This window comes from Micromonospora sp. B11E3, assembly GCF_039871625.1.
In the GTDB taxonomy this organism is placed as follows: domain Bacteria; phylum Actinomycetota; class Actinomycetes; order Mycobacteriales; family Micromonosporaceae; genus Micromonospora.
The window spans coordinates 22,083-43,060 of sequence record NZ_JBDPMC010000015.1 but is presented as its reverse complement, the minus strand read 5'-3'; the positions used below and the strand labels follow the sequence as shown (position 1 = coordinate 43,060).

Genomic DNA, 20,978 nt, shown 5'->3' with positions numbered 1-20,978 from the left:
GGGGAGGACCGGTGACGACGGTGGACCAGCCGGTGGACGTGCTGCTCAGCGACGGCTCGACCGTCCAGCTGCGGCCGATCGGGCCGGACGACGCGCCGGGGATCGTGGCGATGCACGCCCGCTTCTCCGAGCGCACCCGCTACCTGCGCTACTTCTCGCCGTACCCGCGCATCCCCGACCGGGACCTGGAGCGGTTCGTCAACGTCGACCACCGCGACCGGGAGGCGTTCGTGGTGCTGGCCGGCGGGCGGATCGTCGCCGTCGGCCGGTACGAGCGGCTCGGCCCGCAGGCGCCGGAGGCCGAGGTGGCGTTCGTGGTGGAGGACGCCTACCAGGGGCGGGGGATCGGCTCGGTGCTGCTGGAGCACCTGGCCGACGCCGCCCGCCGGGCCGGGATCGTGCACTTCGTCGCCGAGGTGCTGCCGACCAACGGGGCGATGCAGCGGGTCTTCGCCGACTTCGGCTACCAGGTCCAGCGCCAGTACGCCGACGGCGTGGTGCACCTGAACTTCCCGATCGCCCCCACCGAGGCGACGCTGGAGGTGCAGCGCGGCCGGGAGCATCGCACCGAGGCCCGCTCCATCGCCCGCCTGCTCGCCCCCCGGGGCATCGCCGTCTACGGCGCGAGCGCCACGGGGCAGGGCGTCGGCGCGGCGCTGCTCGGGCACCTGCGCGACGCCGGGTTCACCGGGACGATCGTGCCGGTGCACCCGAGCGCGGCGACCGTGGCCGGGCTGCCGGCGTACCCGTCGGCGGCCGACGCGGGGGAGGCGATCGACCTGGCGGTCGTGGCCGTGGCCCCCGAGGCGGCCGGCGAGGTGGTGGCCGACGCGGCGGCGGCCGGGGCGCACGGCCTGGTGGTGATCTCCGCCGGCTTCGCCGAGGCGGGCGCGGAGGGCGCGGCCGCCCAGCGGGCGCTGGTCCGGGCGGCGCACGCCGCCGGCATGCGGGTCGTCGGCCCGAACTGCCTGGGCGTGGCCAACACCGACGAGCGGGTACGCCTCAACGCCACCCTCGCGCCGGTGCTGCCGGCCCGCGGCCCGGTCGGGATCTTCAGCCAGTCCGGCGCGTTCGGGACGGCCCTGCTCGCCGAGGCGTCCCGGCGCGGCCTCGGCCTGTCCAGCTTCGTCTCCGCCGGCAACCGGGCCGACGTCTCCGGCAACGACCTGCTCCAGTACTGGCAGGACGACCCGGCCACCGACGTGATCATGTTGTACCTGGAGACCTTCGGCAACCCGCGCAAGTTCGCCCGGCTGGCCCGGCGCATCGGCCGGACCAAGCCCGTCGTGGCGCTGGCCTCGCCGACCCGCCCGCCGGGGCTGGGCGGCGACCGGCCCGGCCCGGACGAGGTGGCGGTCCGCGCCCTGTTCGCCCACTCCGGCGTGATCCGGGTGGACACCGTCGCCGAACTGCTCGACGTCGGCGTGCTGCTGGCCCACCAGCCGCTGCCGCGCGGCCGGCGGGTCGGCGTCGTCGGCAACTCCTCGGCGCTGACCGGGCTGGCCGCCACCGCCTGCGCCGCGCAGGGGCTGACCGTGGCCGCCGGCTACCCGTCGGACGTGGGCCCGCGGGCGGGGGCCGCGGAGTTCGCCGCCGCGCTCGGTGCCGCCGCCGCCGACGACGGGGTGGACGCCCTGGTCGCGGTGTTCGCCCCGCCGCTGCCCGGGCAGCTCACCGACACCGAGGCCGACTTCACCGCCGCCCTGCCGGGGGCGCTGAGCGCCGGCAAGCCGACGGTGGCCACGTTCCTCGCCGGGCGCGTACCGGCCGGGGTGCCGGCGTACCCGAGCGTGGAGGAGGCGGTGCGGGCCCTGGGCCGGGTCGCCGCGTACGCCGACTGGCTGCGCCGCCCGACCGGCACGCTGCCCGACCTGCCCCGGATCGACCCCGCCGCCGGCCAGGCCGCGCTGCGGGCCGACGGGTCGGACCCGGCCGGGCTGCTCGCGGCGTACGGGATCGACGTGGTGCCCTCCGTGCCGGTCCGCTCCGCCGACGAGGCGGCCGCCGCGGCGGCGACCCTCGGCCGGCCGGTGGCGCTGAAGGCCGCCGCCCCCGGGCTGCGGCACCGCCTCGACCTCGGGGCGGTACGCCTCGACCTGGCCGACGAGCCGGCGGTGCGCCGGGCGTACGCGGAGATGTCGGCGGTGTTCGGCGCGGACGTCCTGGTCCAGCCGATGGTCCCGCCCGGGGTGGCCTGCGTGGTGGAGCTGGTGGAGGATCCGGCGTTCGGGCCGGTGGTCGGCTTCGGCCTCGGCGGCGTCGCCACCGAGCTGCTCGGGGACCGGGCCTGGCGGGCGGTGCCGCTGACCGACACCGACGCCGCCGAGCTGGTCGACGAGCCGCGTGCGGCGCCGCTGCTGCGCGGGCACCGGGGTGCCGCCCCGGTGGACCGGGCGGCCCTGGCCGAGCTGCTGCTACGGGTGGGGCGGCTCGCCGACGAGCAGCCCCGCGTCCGGTCGCTCACCCTCAACCCGGTGCTGGCCCGCCCGGACGGCCTGTCCGTCCTGCACGCGACGGTCCGCACCGGCGTCGAGGGTGCCCGCCCCGACACCGGTCCCCGCCGCTTGTAAGGGCCCCTACTCAACGCCTGCCGTAGAGAAGGGCGACCCGCTCACCCTCCCGGTGTCGCGAGGGGCGCCACGAACGCGGCGGAGGGCCCGGCGAACCGCCGGGCCCTCCGTGTCCGCGCGCCTCAGCAGGCGTACGCCTCCAGGCGCTGCGCCCGCTCCGGGGAGCGCAGCTTGAGCAGCGTGACCTTCTCGATCTGCCGGATCCGCTCGCGGGACAGGCCGAACTCCCTGCCGACCTCGTCCAGGGTGCGCTGCCGGCCGTCGTCCAGGCCGAAGCGCAGCCGGATCACCGCCTGCTCCCGCTGCGACAGGGTGGCGAGCACGATGCGTACGTCGTTGCGCAGCTCGCCGTCGGCCGCGGCCTCGCCGGGCTCGGCGGCCGGGTCGACGGCGGCCACGAAGTCGCCGAGGGCGCTCTCGCCGTCCTCGCCGACGGCCTGGTCCAGGCTGACCGGCTCCCGGTCGTACGAGATCAGCTCGATGACCTGGAACTCCGGGACGTCCATCGCCTTGGCGACCTCCACGACGGTGGGCTCCCGGCCCAGCGTGACCGCCAGCTCGCGGCGGGCCCGGACCATCCGGTTGACCTGCTCGACCATGTGCACCGGAATGCGGATGGTGCGGGCCTGGTCGGCCATGGCCCGGGTGATCGCCTGCCGGATCCACCAGGTGGCGTACGTGGAGAACTTGAAACCCTTGGTGTAGTCGAACTTCTCGACCGCCCGGATCAGGCCGAGGTTGCCCTCCTGGATCAGGTCGAGGAACGCCATCCCGCGGCCCGTGTACCGCTTGGCGATGCTGACCACGAGGCGCAGGTTCGCCTCCAGCAGGTGGTCCTTGGCGGTGCGGCCCTCCGCGACGATCAGCTCCAGGTCGGCGCGTAGTTGCGCGGAGACGGGGGTACAGGTGGCGAGCTTCTCCTCGGCGAAGAGCCCGGCCTCGATCCGGCGGGCCAACTGCACCTCCTGCTCGGCGGTGAGCAGCTTGGTGCGCCCGATGCCGTTGAGGTAGGCCCGGACCAGGTCGGTGGAGACGCCGCGCTCGTCGACGGCGTCGAGGTCGGCCAGGGTGTCAGTGCCGGGCTCGGCGTCGATGGCGACGGCCGGGCCGAACCGGTTATCGATCATCTGCTGGACCATCTCAGTCTCTCCCCGTGTCCACGTCGGTGCCGTGTCGCCGGCCCAGTGGTGCCGGTGACACACACTCTTCCAACCGGGACGTGAAACGGGAGTGAGGCGATCGGGGACCCGACAGCGAAATCGGGTCTCGCGTTTGCCCGTTCCGGTTACCGTGCCAGCGGTCGGCCGATCCGGTCCGGCCCGCTCGGTCGGCCGTGGCAGGCCGGCCCGCTTCGTCGGCCGCGGGAGGCCGGCCCGTTTCGTCGGCCCGGCTGGCCGACCCGCACGGCCGGCGCACGTCGGCCCGGACAGGCAAGTGGAGGGTGTCGTGGTCTTCAAGCGACTCATGCAGGCGATGGGTGTCGGTGGCCCGTCGGTGGAAACGGTGCTGGCCAACCCGAACTGCCGCCCGGGCGGTCAGTTGGAGGGCACGATCCACGTCGTCGGCGGCGACCACCCGGTGGACGTCAGCTACGTCGCGCTGGGCCTGGTCACGCGGGTCGAGGTGGAGAGCGGCGACAACGAGTACGCGACCGACCAGGAGTTCGGCCGACGCCAGGTGACCACGGCGTTCCGGCTGGAGCCGGGGCAGCGGTACGACGTCCCGTTCCGCTTCGACGTCCCCTGGGAGACGCCGCTCACCGAGCTGTACGGGCACCACCTGCACGGGATGACCATGGGCCTGCGTACGGAGCTGGAGGTCGCCCGGGCCGTCGACAAGGGCGACCTGGACGCGGTGGCGGTGCACCCGCTGCCCGCCCAGGAGCAGCTGCTGGAGGCGCTGCTGCGGCTGGGCTTCCGGTTCGCGCGCGCCGACGTCGAGCGGGGGCACATCTACGGCGTACGGCAGAGCCTGCCGTTCTACCAGGAGATCGAGTTCTATCCGGCGCCCCAGTACGCCCGCGCGATCAACCAGCTGGAGGTCACCTTCGTGACCGACCCGCAGCAGGTGCAGGTGGTGCTGGAGATCGACAAGCGGGGCGGGGTGTTCACCGAGGGGCGGGACGCGTTCGGCCGCTTCACGGTGGACCACGCCACCGTGGGGAACACGGACTGGGCCGCCCAGCTGGACGCCTGGCTCCGCCAGTCCATCCAACGCCGCGGCCTGTTCTTCTGACCACCGTGCTGCTTCTGACCACCGTGCGTTGATCATGGAGTTGGCGGCGGTGTGGATCTCCACAACTGCCGCCAACTCCATGATCACCGGGGCGATCCCGGCGGGCGGGGAGGCGCCTCAGAGGTCCAGGAGGATCGTGCAGGGGCCCACGTTGACGCTCTCGACCAGCATGTGGGTGCGGAAGCGGCCCGTCTCGACCTGCGCGCCGCGCTCGCGCAGCGCCTCGACCACCGCCGTGACCAGGGGTTCCGCCGCCTCGGCAGGGGCGGCCGCCAGCCAACTGGGCCGCCTGCCCTTGCGGGTGTCGCCGTAGAGGGTGAACTGGCTGACCACCAGGATCGGGGCGCCGGTGTCCGCCGCGCTGCGCTCGTCGTCCAGGATGCGCAGCTCGTGGATCTTGCGAGCCATTGTCCGCGCGGTCTCGGGGGTGTCGGTGTGGGTCACCCCGAGCAGCACCAGCAGGCCGTCGGCGACGGCGCCGACCACCTCGTCGTCGACCGTGACGCTGGCCCGGCCGACCGTCTGCACCACCGCCCGCATCAGTCGGCCACCGGCTCGACGATCCCGCGCTCCACCAGGTGCGCCACGATCGGGCCGGCCGCCTCGGCCAGCTCGTCGACCGCCACCTCGTGCGCCGCCGACAACAGGGTGAGCTGGTCGCGCAGCGGCAGCCGGCCGTCCGCGCCGCCGACCAGGGCCAGCACCAGCGGGTCGATCTCCTCCGTCCAGCGCAGCCCGTGCGGCATGGCGAGGACCTGCCGGTCCACCGCCCAGCCCTCCTCGCCCATGGTCGCCTCCTGCCGCAGTTGCAGCCCCTCGGCGGCCCGGTAGCGCGCGGCGAGCAGCCCGTCGGTGTCGCGTACCCGCAGCCAGTCCTGGCGGTCGAACCAGGCGGCGATCCGGTCGCCCATCGGCGGCTCCACCCGCTGCCGCAGGTCCTCCACCCGCACCACCGGATCGGCGTGGCCGGCGTTGCGCAGCGACACGATGCCGAAGCCGATCGCCTCGACCTTGTGCGCGTCGAACCAGTCCAGCCAGGCGGCCATCCGCTGCGGGTCGGCGGCCTCGCCGACGTCGGTCAGCCACAGGTTCACGTACGCCATGGGGTCGGCCACCTCGCGCTGGATCACCCAGGCGTCCAGGCCCGTGCCGGCGAACCAGCCCGCCACCCGCTCGCCCCAGTCCTCGCCGGCGACGTGCACCCAGTTCGCCAGGTACTGCATGGTGCCGCCCTCGGTGAGCAGGCCCGGGGCGGCGGCGGCCAGCTCGGCGCCGATCGCGTCCCCGACCCGGCCCGAGTCGCGGTAGACGTGCGTGGTGGTGCCCGGGCCGACCACGAACGGCGGGTTGCTCACCACCAGGTCGAACCGGCGACCGGCCACCGGGGCGACCAGGTCGCCGCGCAGCAGCTCCCAGTCCCGGCCGTTGAGGGCGGCGGTGGTGGCGGCGAAGCGCAGCGCCCGCTCGGAGATGTCGGTGGCGGTGACCCGGGTCGCGTGGGTGGACAGGTGCAGCGCCTGCACCCCCGAGCCGGTGCCGAGGTCCAGCGCCGTCTCGACCTGGTCGCGGACCGTCGCGCCGATCAGCGTCTGGGTCGCCCCGCCGATGCCGAGGACGTGCTCGGCGTGCAGCGGCCGACCCGGCCGGGCGCTGGCCGGCACGTCGGCGAGCACCCACCAGTCGTCCCCGTACGGCTCCAGGTCGACGCCGGCGCGCAGGCCGTCGCCGTGCCGCTCGACCAGGCCCCCGGCCAGCGCCTCGTCCACGGTCAACGGGGCGAGCGCGGCGGCCACCACGTCCTCGCGTTCCGTCTGGTCGCAGATGAAGACGCGGATCAGCGTGCCGAGCGGGTCGCGGTCCTCGGTGGCGCGCAGCGCGGCCCGGAAGTCGTTGCGGGCCACCCCGCCGGTGGCCTGGGGGCCCAGCCGGGCGGCGATCCCGTTGGCGGTGTACCCGGCGTCGGCCAGCGCGGTCCGCAGCGCCTCGACGCCGGCGGGGGAGAGCAGCATGTCGTGTCCGTCCACGTCGCCATCCTGCCCTCCGCCGCCCGACGGACCGCCACCGCCGTGCCGGAAACCAGCCCGGGAGCCCGGCCCGAGCGGTCCAGCGGGGGCGGGCGGCCGCAGCACGGATCAGGCCCGTGCCGGGGAGTCGGCGGGATCGTCGGGCGGCCGGCGGGCAGGATGGACGGCATGACGCTCTCGCTGCCCATCGACCCCGAGGCCAACCGGTTGCTGCAGCGCGATCCCCTCGCCCTGCTCGTCGGCATGGTGCTCGACCAGCAGGTGCCCATGGAGAAGGCGTTCTCCTCGCCGTACGTGCTGGCGGGCCGGCTCGGCCACGAGCCGGACGCCCGGGAGCTGGCCGCGTTCGACCCGGAGGCGCTCGTCGAGGTCTTCGCCCGGCCGCCGGCCCTGCACCGGTTCCCGAAGGCGATGGCGGCCCGGGTGCAGGAGGTGTGCCGGACCCTGGTGGACACCTACGACGGGGACCCCGCCCGGCTGTGGGCCGACGCCGCCGACGGGCGGGAGCTGCTGTCCCGGATCGCCGCCCTGCCCGGCTTCGGCCGACAGAAGGCGCAGATCTTCCTGGCGCTGCTCGGCAAGCGCTTCGGCGTGACCCCGGACGGCTGGCGGGAGGCGGCCGGCGGGTACGGCGAGGAGGGCGCGTACCGGTCGGTGGCCGACGTCACCGACCGGGAGTCGCTGGGCCGGGTCCGGGAGTACAAGCAGCGGATGAAGGCGGAGGCGAAGGCCGCCAAGGGCTGACGCGACCGGCCCCGCCCGGGCCCGTCGGGCCGGCGGCGACGGCTGACCGGACGGAGCTACCGATCAGCGGCCTGACGTGGCATTCTGCAACCAGAGCAGCGGGAATCGGACGACTTCGGTCCCGCCGCAACGGCGCAGCGGGTGGTCGTCCGGCACACGGCGGCACGGGCCTGCCGGCCGGGTGCGCCCACCACGGGTGTCCCGCCGCTGGCCCCGTTCCTGACGGGCTCCGGCCCGTAGCCGCCCCCGGAGGGCACCATGGCGAACCCCGTCATCCGGTCGATCACCGCCACCCCGAGCACGCTCCAGCCCGGCCAGTCGGCCCAGGTGGTGATCGACGCGTACGACCCCGACGCCCGCACCGTGACCGTCACCGGTCGGGTGACCGACGTGGGCGGGCACGTGGCGACCGCCACCACCACCCTGACGGTGGGCGACCCGCTGAAGTACGAGCTGACCACCACCGACCCGGCCGTGACGATCGTCGCCGACCCGGCCGCGCCGGGACGCTTCTCGGTCCGGGTCTGATGGCCACCCGTACGGTCACCCTGACCGCGCGGTTGCGCGACGCGGCGGGGAACGCCACCACGAGCACGACCACCCTGACGGTCCAGACGCCGCTGGCCCTGGGCTGGTGCCCGCCGCAGAGTTCGGTCACCTCCGTGCAGGCGATGCTCGCCCGGTATCCCCGGCCGCGGTCGATGCGGCTGTACTCGGGGGCGGGCGCCGGGCTGGAGCCCTGGTCGTCGGGGCTGCTCGCCCAGGTCCCCGCCGGCTGCGCCGTGCACTACAGCTTCAAGGACTGGGCGTCGGCAACGTCCCCGGCCGCGATCCGGGACTGGCTCTCGGCGCGGCCCGCCGCCCGCCGGCAGGTGGTGGACCTGGTGACCCTCGACCACGAGCCGGAGCAGCAGAACGGCGACGACCCCACCCCGGCGGCGTACCGGCAGGAGTGGCAGGAGTTGGTCGCCGCGCTGGCCGGGCACGCCCGGCGCCGGGAGGTCTGGCTGGTCCCGGTGTTCACCGAGTACTACGCCCGGCGTACCGCCACGTGGTGGGCGGACTTCGGGGCGGTGTCGAGCTACGCCGGGGTCGACGCGGTCGGCTTCGACATCTACGACGTCGGCTACGAGCGGTACCGCACCCCGGTCGAGCGCAACGACTTCGCGCTCGCCCAGGCGCGGCGGGTGGGCCGCCCGCTGGTCGTCCCCGAGTGGGGGATCAAGCGCAAGCCCACGCTGGACAGCGGCGCCGCGTACGACCCGGACGGGGCGCTGTGCGCGCAGGCGATGCGGGACAACATGGCCCACCTGCGGGCACAGCCCGACGTGCCGTACGTCGAGTGGTTCTACCGGGGCGACTGCAACCTCGACGCCACGCTGACGTACCCGTCGGGGCAGACGTACGTGCGCGACGCCGAGCGGGCCGCGTTCGTGCAGCTGACGGCGTGAGGACGCCGCCGCCTGGGGCAGGCCGGGCGGCAACCCGGCCGGTGCGGGCTCAGGCGGCGGTGGGGCGGGACAGGGCGGCGAGGGCGCGCCGGACGTCGGCCAGCGACACGGTCGCGGAGTCGTCCAGCTCGGCCAGGCCGGCCTCGATCCACTGCCGCATCAGGGTGGTCACCCCGATGCCCCGGGCCTCGGCGGCCGCCCGCACCCGCTCGTACGTGTCCAGGGGCAGCCGGACCGATCGGCTGACCATCGGCACGTCCGTGTCGGGGGCGGGAAGCTCCACCGGCTGGGTCTCGTCGATCAGCTCCGCGATCCGGTCGCCGCCGCTGTGGAACTGCTTGGTCGCGTCGTTACGGTTCATCGTCACCGCCTCCTCGTCGGCGAGTCCTCCGCACGGCCTCGTCGTAGCGCTTGGCCTCCACGTCGCTCAGCTCGCGGGCGGAGAGGATGTCCCAGTCGTTGTCGGTGCCGTCGGCCTCGGCGAGCAGCACGGCCAGCCGGCGGCCGCGGCGCGCGGTGGCGTAGACGACCATCACGTCGTCGCCCAGGTGCCGGATGACCCGCCGCGTGCTGTGCAGGGCCTCCCAGACTTCCCCGGGGGTGACGTCGTAGACGCGCAGGTTGGCCAACGCCTCGTCGGTGAAGCTGAACCGGCTGCCCACGGGCGGAGCGTACCACGGACGTAACACGAAGCCGGATTTTCGCCGATCAACCGCGCGAGGTGACAGGATGGGCCTGATCCCTCTTGGAGGTCCGTGGTGAAACGTCAGGCGTACCAACCGATCCTGATCACCGACGCGGCGCGCAGCCAGGACGACCAGCTGACCAGCCGGCAGCGGCGCTACGTCCTGATGATGGGCATCCGGGTGGCCTGCCTGATCGTCGGCGCGGTCCTGGTGAGCGTGCAGCCGCCCCTGCTCTGGCTCTGGCTGTCGCTGTGCGCCCTCGGCATGGTGTTCATTCCGTGGCTCGCGGTGCTGCTGGCCAACGACCGGCCGCCGAAGGAGCGGCACCGGCTGGCCAACCGGTTCCAGCCCGGCAGCCGGGACGAGGCCCCGCCGATGAGCCTGACGGCCGAGGAGCGCCCGCACCCGGTCATCGACGCCGAGCCCTGACCGGCGGCCGGGCGGTCGCCGGGCAACCCCATGCGGGCGCCCGCCGTCACCCGGTGGGGCGGGCGCCGACCACCGAGACGGCCAGGGCGCCCAGGTCCCCGGCCCGGCCCAGCGCCGCGCGCGGCTCGGCGCCGTCCAGCCAGGCCGTCAGCAGCCCGGCGGCGAACGCGTCCCCGGCCCCCGTGACGTCCACCACCGCCACCCGCCGCGCCGGCGCGACGCTGAGCGTGGCCGCCCGGTCCGCCCAGACCGCCCCGGCCGCGCCCCGCTTGACGACCACCCGCCGGGCCGCCGCCGACAGGGCCCGCGCCTGCGCCGCCGGGTCCAGCCCGCCGGCCAGCACGGCCGCCTCGTCCGCGTTGACCAGCAGCAGGTCCACGTCGCGTACCCAGCTCAGGAACGCCGCGGCGCCGACCCGCCGCAGCGGCGCCGCGGACGCCGCGTCGACGCTGGTGGTCAGCCCGGCTCCGCGCGCCGCGGCCAGCGCCCGCAGCCCGGCCTCCCGCGACTCGGCGTCGAGCAGGGGGTACGCGGACAGGTGCAGGTGCCGGGCGTCGGGCGCCCCGGCCAGGGCGGCCTCGACGTGCCCGGCGGTCAGCCGCAGGTTCGCCCCGCGCTCGGTGACCATCGTGCGCTCGCCGTCGCCGGTGAGCACGATCACGGTGCCCGTGGCGCAGCCGGGGTGGCGCTCGATCGCGCAGTCGACGCCCACCCGCTCCAGCTCGGCCACCCGGTCGCGCCCCGCGTCGTCGTCGCCGACCGCCCCGACCATCGTGACCGCCGCGCCCTGCGCGGCGAGCCAGGCGGCGGTGTTGGCCGCCTGACCCCCGCCGCTGACCCGGATCGCGGCCGGGGTGTCCGAGCCCGTGGCGAGCGGCGCGCCCAGCACTGCCACCACGTCGGTGATCAGGTCGCCGACGACGACGATCCGGGAGCCACCGGTCATGCGGCGGAGGCGGCGCGGCCCGCCGCGGCGACCGCGATCCGGGCTGCGAGGTCGGCGTTGCGCAGGATGATCCGCACGTTCACCGCGAGGCTGGCGCCCTCGGTGGCGGAGTGGAAGTGCGCCAGCAGGTACGGCGTCACGGCCTTGCCGGTCACCCCGTCGCGCTCCAACCGGGCGAGACCCTCGGCGAGGGTCCGGTCGTGCAGGGCCGGGTCGAGCTGCTCGTCGACCGGCAGCGGGTTGGCCACGATCAGCCCACCGTCCTGCACCCCGTGGGCGGCCCGGGCGGCCAGCACCTCGGCCACCTGCTCGGGCGAGTCGACGGACCAGTCGAGGTCGAAGCCGGCGTCGGTGAGGTAGAAGCCGGGGAACCGGCGGGTGCGGTAGCCGACGACGGAGACGCCGAGGGTCTCCAGCCGTTCGAGGGTCGCCCCGACGTCGAGGATCGACTTGACCCCGGCGCACACCACCGCGATCGGGGTCCGGGCCAGGGTGACCAGGTCGGCGGACTCGTCGAACGTGTGCGCCGCCTCGCGGTGCACCCCGCCGAGGCCGCCGGTGGCGAACACGCCGATCCCCGCGGCGGCGGCCACGGCGCTGGTCGCGGCGACCGTGGTCGCGCCGTCCGCGCCGGTGGCGGCGGCCACCGCGAGGTCGCGTACGGAGAGCTTGGCCACCCCGTCGACGGTGGCGAGCCGGGTCAGCTCCGCATCGTCGAGCCCCACCACGAGCCGGCCGCCGACCATGCCGATGGTCGCCGGGACCGCCCCGGCGTCGCGCACGGCCTGCTCGATCTGTCGGGCCACCCGCAGGTTGTCGGGTCGGGGGAGGCCGTGCGAGACGATGGTGCTCTCCAGGGCGACGACCGGGCGCCGGTCGCGCAGGGCGTCGGCCACCTCGGCCCCGAAACGGATGTGCAGGTTGGTCACTTCCGTTACGGTACGGCCCGCCGGGAGGCGGCCTCCGTTGGACCCTGTCCCGCTGGCCTGCCAAACTGGAGATTTGGAGGTGTAGAAGTGAGCACACAGGTTCTCGAACGCCCGGAGCTGAAGGACGCCGACACCGGCCCCGAGATGTTCCACTACGTGCGCAAGGACAAGATCGCCGAGAGCGCGGTCATGGGCACGTTCGTCGTCGCGCTGTGCGGGGAGACCTTCCCGGTGACCAAGGCGGCCAAGCCCGGCTCCCCGGTCTGCCCCGAGTGCAAGGAGATCTACGACTCCTGGGCCGAGTGATCCCCGGCGGCCCTCAGGCCGCCCGCGTAACCTGCGGCGGTGACCACCTCCACCGCCCTGCTCCTCGCCGACCTGGCCGGGGTGGCCGTGTTCGCCGCCTCCGGCGCCTCCGCGGCGGTGGCCAAGCGGCTCGACCTGTTCGGGGTCGTGTTCGTCGGGTTCGTCGCCGCGCTCGGCGGCGGGATCGTCCGCGACCTGGTGATCGACGAGGTTCCCCCGCTGGCCTTCGCCGACTGGCGGTACGCCGTCACCGCCGCCGTCACGGCCGCCGCCGTGTTCTGGCTGCACCCCCAGTACGCCCGGCTGCGCACCACCGTGCTGGTGCTGGACGCGGCCGGGCTGGGGCTGTTCACGGTCACCGGCACGCTCAAGGCGCTCGACGCCCGGGTGCCGGCGGTCGGCGCCTGCCTCATCGGCATGCTCACCGCGATCGGCGGCGGGCTCGGCCGGGACCTGCTCACCGCCGAGATTCCGATCGTGCTGCGGCGGGAGATCTACGCGATGGCCGCCCTGGCCGGCTCGGTCGCCGTCGCCGCGCTGGACGCGCACGGGCACGCCAACGCGGCCTGGCTGACCGCGGCGGCGGCGTTCGTCTTCGCGGTGCGCCTGGTCTCGCTGCGCCGGCGCTGGTCCGCACCGGTCCCCGCCCTGCACCCGCCGCGCCCCGGCCCCTGACCGGGGGGATCCGCGCCGCACACCGGCGCCTGACCGGGGGGATCCGCGCCGCACACCGGCGCCTGACCGGGGGGATCCGCGCCGCACACCGGCGCCTGACCGGGGGGATCCGCGCCGCACACCGGCGCCTGACCGGGGGGATCCGCGGACGGGCGACCAGGGTACGGAGCGATCAGCGTGGCGTCGCCTGGGCCGGCCGCCACGCGCTGGTTATGCTGAGTCGGCCTTCGCGGCACCGGATGCGCGAGGGCATTTTCATGGGCGAGATCCCGCCACCCGGGCGGCCGGCACGACGGCACCCGCGGCCCTCGGCCGGGGTCCGCCCTCGTGCGGTCGGAAAGGAGCCTGACGCGTGGCAGCCCGGACGCCGGTGCTCGAGACGTTCCCGCCCCTGCGCGCCTGGCAACGCAAGGCGCTGGTGGAGTACCTGCGACGGCGTACGGAGGACTTCACCGCGGTCGCCACCCCCGGGGCCGGCAAGACCACCTTCGCCCTGCGGATCGCCGCCGAGCTGCTCGCCGACGGCACGGTGGAGGCGGTCACGGTGGTCGCCCCCACCGAGCACCTCAAGACGCAGTGGGCCGAGTCGGCCGCCCGGGTCGGCATCCAGCTCGACGCCGCGTTCCGCAACGCCGACCTGCACTCCTCGGCCGACTTCCACGGCGCCGTGGTCACCTACGCCCAGGTCGGCATGGCGCCGCAGGTGCACCGCCGGCGCACCATGACGCGGCGCACCCTGGTCATCCTCGACGAGATCCACCACGCCGGCGACTCGCGGACCTGGGGCGACGGCGTGAAGGCGGCGTTCGAGCCCGCCGTACGCCGGCTGATGCTCACCGGCACCCCGTTCCGCTCCGACGACAACCCGATCCCGTTCGTCACGTACGAGCGGGGCGGCGACGGGCTGCTGCGTTCCCGCGCCGACGCCGTCTACGGGTACGCCGACGCGCTGCGCGACAGCGTGGTGCGGCCGGTGCTGTTCCTGGCGTACTCCGGGGAGACCCGGTGGCGGACCAACGCCGGCGACGAGCTGGCCGCCCGGCTGGGCGAGCCGATGACGCAGGACCTGATCGCCCAGGCGTGGCGTACCGCGCTGGACCCGGCCGGGGACTGGATGCCGCAGGTGCTGCGGGCCGCCGACGCCCGGCTGAGCGTGCTGCGCGAGGCGGGCATGTCCGACGCCGGTGGCCTGGTCATCGCCAGCGACCAGCAGAACGCCCGCTCGTACGCGAAGCTGATCGAGCAGGTGACCGGCGAGAGGGCCGGGGTGGTGCTCTCGGACGACCAGGGCGCCTCCGCGCGGATCGCGGCGTTTGCGGCGTCCGACCAGCGGTGGCTGGTCGCGGTCCGGATGGTCTCCGAGGGCGTGGACATCCCCCGGCTGGCCGTCGGCGTCTACGCCACGAGCGCCAGCACGCCGCTGTACTTCGCCCAGGCGATCGGCCGGTTCGTCCGGGCCCGCCGCCCGGGGGAGACCGCCTCGGTGTTCCTGCCGAGCGTGCCGCACCTGCTCGGCCTGGCCAGCGAGATGGAGGCCGAGCGCGACCACGTGCTCGGCAAGCCGAAGGACGACGGCTTCGACGACGGGCTGCTGGAGCGCGCCCAGCGCGACGAGCAGGCCAGCGGCGAGCTGGAGAAGCGGTTCACCGCCCTGTCGGCCACGGCCGAGCTGGACCAGGTGATCTTCGACGGGGCGTCCTTCGGCACGGCCGCCCAGGCCGGCACCCCGGAGGAGCAGGAGTACCTGGGCCTGCCCGGCCTGCTCACCGCCGACGAGGTCGCGCTGCTGCTCAACAAGCGGCAGGCCGAGCAGTTGGCCGCCCAGCGCCGCCGGGCCGCCCTACGGGCCGCCGAGCCGGCCGCTGCGGCCCCGGCGGCGCCGCCCGCGCCGATGAGCGCCGCGCAGCGCCGGGTGGCGCTCCGGCGGCAGCTGAACGCCCTCGTGGCCGCCCGGCACCACCGCACGGGCCAGCCGCACGGCAAGATCCACGCCGAGCTGCGCCGCCTGTGCGGCGGCCCGCCGAGCGCCCAGGCGACGATCGAGCAACTCGAGGAACGTATCGCCACGGTCCAGACCCTCTGAACCGACTCGATGTCGGCGACATGGCGGCATCCGGAGCGCTCGGACACCCCCATGGTGCCGACATCGGGGTGCCTCGGGGGTGGCCCGGAGCGGAAAAGCCGGACGGAGGGCTCCCACGGGAGCCCTCCGTCCGGCTATGTGTGTCCGGCGTGGTTCGTTCAGTTCGCCATCAGGTCGGCGCCACGCCAGTTGAACTCGGGGTCCGTCGCGTACCGCACCGTGATCTTGACGAGATCCTCGGCGTACTTGTTCGCGTGGTGCCCACAGAACACCAGTTCGCTTCCACCGGCCAGAGTGATACGGAGCTTGCCGGCAGCGTTGCAGCGGTCGCACCGTTCATCGGCGGCCGGGGGGCTCACCGTCTCGGGCGGCGGCGTGAGGGTCGGGGTCATCGCCTTCCTCCTCTGGTCGTCACCGATGAACAATCTCTTCGGTCGTTGCTCACCTATCGTGCAACACCCAACTCGGGCGCTGCCTTCCCTGTGTGCCCGCGGGGGACCGAGGTCACACATGGCGGCAACAGTGTGCCGTGCCCCAAGGGTGCCACGTCAACGATCACAATCGTGCAACCAACCGATCGCGATGGGGTGTTGCACGCCTGGTGATCAAAGCGACACGTTTGGTTGACGATCCGGCTCAGTCCAGGTAGTCGCGGAGCACCTGTGAACGGGACGGGTGGCGCAGCTTCGACATGGTCTTGGACTCGATCTGGCGGATCCGCTCCCGGGTCACGCCGTAGACCTGGCCGATCTCGTCCAGCGTCCGCGGCTGGCCGTCGGTCAGGCCGAACCGCAGCCGGACCACGCCCGCCTCCCGCTCGGACAGCGTCTGGAGCACCTGCTGGAGCTGGTCCTGCAGCAGCGAGAACGAGACGGCGTCGACCGCGACCACGGCCTCCGAGTCCTCGATGAAGTCGCCGAGCTGGCTGTCGCCCTCGTCGCCGATGGTCTGGTCGAGCGAGATGGGCTCCCGGGCGTACTGCTGGATCTCCAGCACCTTCTCCGGTGTGATGTCCATCTCCTTCGCCAGCTCCTCCGGCGTGGGCTCGCGGCCCAGGTCCTGGAGCAGCTCGCGCTGGATCCGGCCGAGCTTGTTGATCACCTCGACCATGTGCACCGGGATGCGGATGGTGCGGGCCTGGTCGGCCATGGCCCGGGTGATCGCCTGCCGGATCCACCAGGTGGCGTACGTGGAGAACTTGTAGCCCTTGGTGTAGTCGAACTTCTCGACCGCCCGGATCAGGCCGAGGTTGCCCTCCTGGATCAGGTCGAGGAACGCCATCCCGCGGCCCGTGTACCGCTTGGCCAGCGACACCACCAGTCGGAGGTTGGCCTCCAGCAGGTGGTTCTTCGCCCGCTCGCCGTCCCGGGAAATCCAGAGCAGGTCGCGCTGCATGTCGCGAGTCAGCTTCTCCTCGCCCTCCTCGGCGGCGCGCAGCCGCTCGGCGGCGTAGAGGCCGGCCTCGATCCGCTTGGCGAGCTCCACCTCCTGCTCGGCGTTGAGCAGGGGAACCTTGCCGATCTGCTTCAGGTACGCGCGGACGGAGTCGGCGGACGCGGTCAGCTCGGCGTCGCGACGCGCCTGCTTGAGCGCCTCGGACTCCTCGTCGTCCCACTCGAAGTCGTTGTCCGTCGCCGAGCTGGCGGCGTCGGCCTCGGCGGCCTGGGCCAGCTCGGCCGGCTCCTCGACCACCACGTCCTCGATCTCGGCGGCCAGTTCCTCCGGATCGATCTCCCCCTCGGCGGGGTCGCCGCCCTTGGTCTTCGCCGCGGCCTTGGCGGGCTGCTTGCCCGCGGCGGCCACGGTGGCCTTGGCCACCCGGGTGGACTTCGCCGCCTTCGCCGGAACGGCGGCCTTGGCGACCGCCTCGGTCGTGGCCTTGCGCGCGGCCACCTTCCTCGGCGCCGGGGCGGGGGCCTCGTCGACGGCGGGGGCCTGCTTCGGGGCCGGCGGGGCGGTCTTCTTGGTGGTCTTGGCGGTGGTGGCTCGGGACGCCGGGGTGGCGGACCGGGCGGCGGCGACGCGGCGGCGCGGGCTGGCCGAGCCGTCCACGACCACGGTCACCCCCGCTTCCGCGAGCGCACGCAGGATCTTCTTGGCCTGGGCCGGAGTCACCTCGGCGGACTCGACGGTGCGTGCGAGCTGAGCCGACGTGAGCTGGCCGCCCGCGCTCTGCGCGTGGGCGATCAGGGTGTCGGTGAGCGAGCGAACGTCGGCGCCGGTCTGGCGGGGTTCTGTCACGAATGACCTTCCGGAGGCGAAGAGCGAGCACGGCCGGGTTGCCCGGCGCAGCGTGGGGCGCGGTGCCGGACGATGTGGTTGAGGGACCCTCGTGTCCCGGGCCGGCCGGTCGTTGGCGGTCCGTGGCGCGTGGGCAGGGGTGAATTGTAACGCCGTCTGCGGCGATCATCCTGCGCCGCACGGCGGACCCACGCCCGGGACCGCCGATTCGGGGCGGTTGTGGAGTTTGTAAGGATGATACTCGCGTGCGAGGCGGACGAGCCCGCTCGCGCTGGAAGGGGACGGGAATGGACGGGTCGGCGCCGCGGCCGCGGGAGCTGCTGAAGATCGCCGTCGACGTGGCCCGGGACGCGGCGGCGACCGCGCACCGGATGCGGGCCGAGGGCGTCTCGGTGGCGGCGACCAAGTCCACGGTCACCGACGTGGTCACCGCGGCCGACCGGGCGGTCGAGCGGCAGGTGGTCGACGCGCTGCGCCGGGTCCGACCGCACGACGCGGTGTTCGGCGAGGAGTACGGCGCCGGCGGGCCGGAGGCCGGGGCGGCCCGGGTGCGCTGGATCGTCGACCCGATCGACGGCACCGTCAACTACCTGTACGGGCTGCCGTACTGCGCGGTGTCGCTGGCCGCGGAGGTGGACGGCGAGGTGGTCGCGGGCGTGGTGCGCAACGTCGCCACCGGCGAGGAGTGGACGGCCACGGCCGGGGGCGGCGCGTACCGCGGTGGCGAGCGGCTGCGCTGCTCGGGCGAGACCGATCTGAGCCAGGCGCTCGTCGGCACCGGGTTCGGCTACGACCCGGGGCGGCGCGCCCACCAGGCCCGGGTGCTGGCGGAACTGATCCCGCACGTGCGGGACATCCGCCGGCAGGGCGCCGCGGCGCTGGATCTCTGCCTGGCCGCCGAGGGGCGGCTGGACGCGTACTACGAGAAGGGGCTGGCCGCATGGGACCACGCGGCCGGGGCGCTGGTCGCGGCCGAGGCCGGGCTGCGGGTGGCCGGGCTGGGCGGACTGCCGCCCGGGCCGGACCTGCTGATCGCCGCCCCGCCGGCGCTGTTCCAGCCGCTGCACGACCGGCTCGCCGCGCTGGACGCCTCCGGCGGACCCTGACCCGCGCTCTGCCTGGTCAGGGTCTCGCGCCGGGCGGGGTCACTTCTTGACGGGCATCGGGCACGTGCCGGCGGGCGCGACCGGGGAGCCGAGGTCGCCGAGGGACTGGTTGACCTCGGTGGTGGTGGCGAGCTGCTGGAAGCCGTTGCCCAGCACCACGTCGACGGTGTCGTCCTTGCGGCCCTCCTCGTAGACGGGCGTGGCGTTGTCGAGGAAGAAGGCGCGCAGCAGGTGCGCCGAGCCGACGCCCTTCGGGCCGTACCGCAGGATGGCGATGTCGTCGACCTGCTTACGCTCGGTGCCCGTCTTCTTCACCTGGAACTTGCGGTTGCGGAAGTCGTCCGCGACGCTGGCGGCCAGGCCCACCTGGTCGGTGGCGTTGTAGATGTTGATCTTCACATCCTTGTACTGGCGGAGGGTCAGGTCCGCCAGCGGCGCGCCCTCGGGGCACCCGGCGGCCTGGCCGGCCACGCTCTGGGTGTCGCGGACCACGGCCACGACCACGAAGACCAGGGCGACGACCGCCAGCAGGCCGACGACAACGAGTGCTCGCACCCGCGCAAAGCTCATCTGGACGCTCCCCGGACAGTGGTGGGTGGCGGCGGCCGCCGGCGGTCGGGCCACCCGCCGGCCGTCGAGTACGCCGCTGAGGTTAACGGTTGTCCGACGGTCGCGTGGAAACAGTCCGACATGCCGGCGCGCCAACCAGCAACCGGGTACTACTACCCCTATCTTCGTGTCGCCTGAGTCACATTGGGAACAACTTGGGGTGCTGGGGCGTACATCTGAGCCACGAGGGCGGTATACATGCCTCGCCCAGAGGGGGGTAAGGTACCGCGCTCGCCGGGGGAAGTTTCTCTGGCGGCCCGACCCGACCGGCGTCGGGTCGGGTGACCGACACATATCGGTGGCCGGCCAGCGGAACCGAAACAGCGTCGTCCGGCGTTACAACCGGAAGCGACCATATCGACATGGGAGAGTGAAACCGATGGCCACCGACTACGACGCCCCGCGTCGCGACGAGGTCGACCTCGGCGAGGACAGCCTGGAAGAGCTGAAGGCCCGGCGCGTCGACTCACAGTCGGGTGCCGTGGACGTCGACGAGGCGGAGGTCGCCGAGAGCTTCGAGCTCCCCGGCGCCGACCTGGCCGACGAGGAGCTCACGGTCAAGGTGCTACCGATGCAGCAGGACGAGTTCCGGTGCGCCCGCTGCTTCCTGGTCCACCACCGCAGCCAGTTGGCGGTCGAGCGCAACGGCGAGCTGATCTGCCGCGAGTGCGTCTGAGCGCGACGGGGAACACCGGCGGCGGCCTCCTCGGCGGGGCCGCCGCTGTCGACACCCGCCGCCGGCCCCGCCGGCTGACCGCGCCTCCACGGCGCGCCGGCCGGCCGCGTCCCACGTCGCCGGCACCGTCCCGCCCGGTCGCCGTGCGCCGGTGGCGTGGAACTGCTTGACTCGTCTGGGCAGCTTCCACGCCGACGGTTCCGGGAGGATCGAGCCATGGGTGAGCGCAGCGACGCGGGCAGGGACGGGCGGCCCGGCAGCGGCCCGGCGGGACCCGGCGTCGACCGGCCGCCGGTATCCCGTCCCGGCCCGGCTCCCGCCCCCGGCGACCCGGCCCCGATCGCTGGCGACCCGGCCCCGACCGCTGGCGGCCCGGCCTCGACCGCTGGCGGCCCGGCCCCGATCGCTGGCGGCCCGGCCGCAACCTCCTCTGCCGGCCCCGACCGCCCGGCCGCCGGGTCCGCCGCGGGCGGGCCCGGCGCGGACGCCCGCGAGGACGCGGACGAACTGGGCGCCACCGTCGCCGCGCTGACCGCGGACGACATCGCGCCGGCCCGCCGGCGGCAGCTACTGACCCGGCTGGTCGGCCAGGCCCGGGCACGCGGACTCGCCGACCTGTTCAAGCCGAGGGCGGCCGTCCGTTGGATGACCGAGACCGTCGCCGAGATCGCCCCGCACGTGCCGATCCGGGACCTGGCCGCGCTGCGCCGGCACTTCCCCGGCCTCGACGACGAGGCCATCGCCGACCGGCTGGTCCGCAACGCGGCGCGGACGACCGCGGGCATCGGCGCGGCCGGCGGAGGCGTGGCCGCCGTCGAGTGGACGATCACCCCGACCCTGCTCTCGGCGCCCGTGCTGCTGGCCGCCGAGACGGTCGCCGTGGTGGCGGTGGAGCTGAAGCTGATCGGCGAGCTGCACGAGGTGTACGGGGCGCCGCTGCCCCCCGGCGGGGCCCGGCGCGCGGTGGCCCTGGTGCAGTCCTGGGCCGGCCAGCGCGGGATCAACCCGATGACGCCGGGGGTGGGCGTCGGCGCGGTGCTCGGTACGGCGGCCCGGAGGGAGTTGCGTGACACCCTGCTCCGGCGGTTCGGCCGCAACCTGACCACGCTGGGCCCGCTGCTCACCGGGGCGGCCGTGGCCAGCTACCTCAACCGGCGAGCCACCCGGGCGCTGGCCGACCAGCTCCGCAGGGACCTGCGCGGACAGCGCCGCGCCCTGCCCGGGCCGCCGCCCGTGCTGCCCTGAGCCTGCCCTCAGGCGGCGTCGTT

22 protein-coding genes are annotated in these 20,978 nt (G+C 74.6%); 12 read left to right on the top strand and 10 right to left on the bottom strand.

The window, feature by feature from the left end; genetic code table 11:
• Nucleotides 1–11: 11 nt before the first annotated feature.
• Nucleotides 12–2,570 (top strand): GNAT family N-acetyltransferase, encoded by a 2,559-nt coding sequence (locus tag ABGB16_RS10880; RefSeq protein WP_347667866.1) that lies wholly within the window; start codon nt 12–14, stop codon nt 2,568–2,570.
• A gap of 122 nt (nt 2,571–2,692) precedes the next feature.
• On the opposite strand, the gene sigB is transcribed toward ABGB16_RS10880, so the two are convergent.
• The gene (sigB, locus tag ABGB16_RS10875) at nt 2,693–3,697 is read right to left on the bottom strand and encodes an RNA polymerase sigma factor SigB (protein ID WP_347667928.1); all 1,005 of its coding nucleotides are present in this window, start codon (nt 3,695–3,697) and stop codon (nt 2,693–2,695) included.
• Between the two features lie 319 nt (nt 3,698–4,016).
• Here sigB and ABGB16_RS10870 point away from each other — a divergent pair, with 319 nt between their 5' ends.
• Nucleotides 4,017–4,805, top strand: coding sequence for a sporulation protein (locus ABGB16_RS10870; protein WP_347667865.1), 789 nt, complete (start codon nt 4,017–4,019; stop codon nt 4,803–4,805).
• A 117-nt stretch (nt 4,806–4,922) separates the two neighbouring features.
• Here ABGB16_RS10870 and dtd read toward each other — a convergent pair whose 3' ends face one another.
• Nucleotides 4,923–5,345, bottom strand: a complete 423-nt coding sequence (dtd, locus tag ABGB16_RS10865) for a D-aminoacyl-tRNA deacylase (protein ID WP_347667864.1) — start codon at nt 5,343–5,345, stop codon at nt 4,923–4,925.
• Nucleotides 5,345–6,829: a methyltransferase gene (locus ABGB16_RS10860; RefSeq protein WP_347667863.1), complete on the bottom strand. Its 1,485-nt coding sequence runs from the start codon at nt 6,827–6,829 to the stop codon at nt 5,345–5,347. Before ABGB16_RS10860 ends, dtd begins: the two co-directional genes overlap by 1 nt.
• Before the next feature lie 159 nt (nt 6,830–6,988).
• On the opposite strand from ABGB16_RS10860, the gene ABGB16_RS10855 reads away from it, so the two are divergent.
• The 3 genes from ABGB16_RS10855 (at nt 6,989) to ABGB16_RS10845 (ending at nt 9,024) form a co-directional block, all read left to right on the top strand.
• On the top strand, nt 6,989–7,573 hold the full coding sequence (locus tag ABGB16_RS10855; RefSeq protein WP_347667927.1) for an HhH-GPD-type base excision DNA repair protein: 585 nt from the start codon (nt 6,989–6,991) through the stop codon (nt 7,571–7,573).
• A 258-nt stretch (nt 7,574–7,831) separates the two neighbouring features.
• Nucleotides 7,832–8,101 carry a hypothetical protein gene (locus ABGB16_RS10850; protein ID WP_347667862.1) on the top strand — a complete coding sequence of 90 codons (270 nt, stop codon included), beginning with the start codon at nt 7,832–7,834 and terminating at the stop codon, nt 8,099–8,101.
• Nucleotides 8,101–9,024 (top strand): hypothetical protein, encoded by a 924-nt coding sequence (locus ABGB16_RS10845; RefSeq protein WP_347667861.1) that lies wholly within the window; start codon nt 8,101–8,103, stop codon nt 9,022–9,024. The genes ABGB16_RS10850 and ABGB16_RS10845 overlap by 1 nt, the downstream gene beginning before the upstream one ends.
• 49 nt (nt 9,025–9,073) lie before the next feature.
• Here ABGB16_RS10845 and ABGB16_RS10840 read toward each other — a convergent pair whose 3' ends face one another.
• Nucleotides 9,074–9,385, bottom strand: a complete 312-nt coding sequence (locus tag ABGB16_RS10840; protein WP_347667860.1) for a hypothetical protein — start codon at nt 9,383–9,385, stop codon at nt 9,074–9,076.
• Entirely contained in the window at nt 9,375–9,686 is a 312-nt protein-coding gene (locus ABGB16_RS10835) for a hypothetical protein (RefSeq protein WP_347667859.1), read from the bottom strand. Before ABGB16_RS10835 ends, ABGB16_RS10840 begins: the two co-directional genes overlap by 11 nt.
• A 96-nt stretch (nt 9,687–9,782) precedes the next feature.
• On the opposite strand from ABGB16_RS10835, the gene ABGB16_RS10830 reads away from it, so the two are divergent.
• Nucleotides 9,783–10,139, top strand: a complete 357-nt coding sequence (locus tag ABGB16_RS10830; RefSeq protein ID WP_347667858.1) for a DUF3099 domain-containing protein — start codon at nt 9,783–9,785, stop codon at nt 10,137–10,139.
• A gap of 46 nt (nt 10,140–10,185) precedes the next feature.
• Here ABGB16_RS10830 and ABGB16_RS10825 read toward each other — a convergent pair whose 3' ends face one another.
• Both ABGB16_RS10825 and ABGB16_RS10820 read right to left on the bottom strand, forming a co-directional pair.
• A complete protein-coding gene (locus ABGB16_RS10825; protein ID WP_347667857.1) occupies nt 10,186–11,085 on the bottom strand; it encodes a PfkB family carbohydrate kinase in 900 nt (299 codons plus the stop codon).
• Entirely contained in the window at nt 11,082–12,014 is a 933-nt protein-coding gene (locus ABGB16_RS10820) for a pseudouridine-5'-phosphate glycosidase (protein ID WP_347667856.1), read from the bottom strand. Before ABGB16_RS10820 ends, ABGB16_RS10825 begins: the two co-directional genes overlap by 4 nt.
• Before the next feature lie 87 nt (nt 12,015–12,101).
• Between ABGB16_RS10820 and ABGB16_RS10815 the strand changes: the two genes are divergently transcribed.
• From ABGB16_RS10815 to ABGB16_RS10805, 3 genes are all read left to right on the top strand, one after another.
• Complete coding sequence (locus ABGB16_RS10815; protein ID WP_347667855.1) at nt 12,102–12,320, top strand: DUF3039 domain-containing protein; 219 nt, start codon at nt 12,102–12,104, stop codon at nt 12,318–12,320.
• A gap of 39 nt (nt 12,321–12,359) precedes the next feature.
• Nucleotides 12,360–12,995 carry a TRIC cation channel family protein gene (locus tag ABGB16_RS10810; RefSeq protein WP_347667854.1) on the top strand — a complete coding sequence of 212 codons (636 nt, stop codon included), beginning with the start codon at nt 12,360–12,362 and terminating at the stop codon, nt 12,993–12,995.
• A 352-nt stretch (nt 12,996–13,347) separates the two neighbouring features.
• Nucleotides 13,348–15,078: a DEAD/DEAH box helicase gene (locus ABGB16_RS10805; RefSeq protein ID WP_347667853.1), complete on the top strand. Its 1,731-nt coding sequence runs from the start codon at nt 13,348–13,350 to the stop codon at nt 15,076–15,078.
• 158 nt (nt 15,079–15,236) lie between these two features.
• Here the strand turns inward: ABGB16_RS10805 and ABGB16_RS10800 are convergent, their stop codons facing one another.
• Nucleotides 15,237–15,470, bottom strand: coding sequence for a hypothetical protein (locus ABGB16_RS10800; RefSeq protein ID WP_145775696.1), 234 nt, complete (start codon nt 15,468–15,470; stop codon nt 15,237–15,239).
• Nucleotides 15,471–15,714: 244 nt separating this feature from the next.
• Nucleotides 15,715–17,319: an RNA polymerase sigma factor gene (locus tag ABGB16_RS10795; protein WP_347667852.1), complete on the bottom strand. Its 1,605-nt coding sequence runs from the start codon at nt 17,317–17,319 to the stop codon at nt 15,715–15,717.
• Between the two features lie 287 nt (nt 17,320–17,606).
• Between ABGB16_RS10795 and ABGB16_RS10790 the strand changes: the two genes are divergently transcribed.
• Nucleotides 17,607–18,425 (top strand): inositol monophosphatase family protein, encoded by an 819-nt coding sequence (locus ABGB16_RS10790; protein ID WP_347667851.1) that lies wholly within the window; start codon nt 17,607–17,609, stop codon nt 18,423–18,425.
• 39 nt (nt 18,426–18,464) lie between these two features.
• Here the strand turns inward: ABGB16_RS10790 and ABGB16_RS10785 are convergent, their stop codons facing one another.
• The gene (locus tag ABGB16_RS10785; RefSeq protein ID WP_347667926.1) at nt 18,465–18,980 is read right to left on the bottom strand and encodes a LytR C-terminal domain-containing protein; all 516 of its coding nucleotides are present in this window, start codon (nt 18,978–18,980) and stop codon (nt 18,465–18,467) included.
• 433 nt (nt 18,981–19,413) lie between these two features.
• Between ABGB16_RS10785 and ABGB16_RS10780 the strand changes: the two genes are divergently transcribed.
• Entirely contained in the window at nt 19,414–19,710 is a 297-nt protein-coding gene (locus tag ABGB16_RS10780) for a DUF4193 domain-containing protein (RefSeq protein WP_007075406.1), read from the top strand.
• A gap of 507 nt (nt 19,711–20,217) precedes the next feature.
• On the top strand, nt 20,218–20,955 hold the full coding sequence (locus ABGB16_RS10775; RefSeq protein ID WP_347667925.1) for a hypothetical protein: 738 nt from the start codon (nt 20,218–20,220) through the stop codon (nt 20,953–20,955).
• The last annotated feature ends 23 nt before the right edge of the window (nt 20,956–20,978 follow it).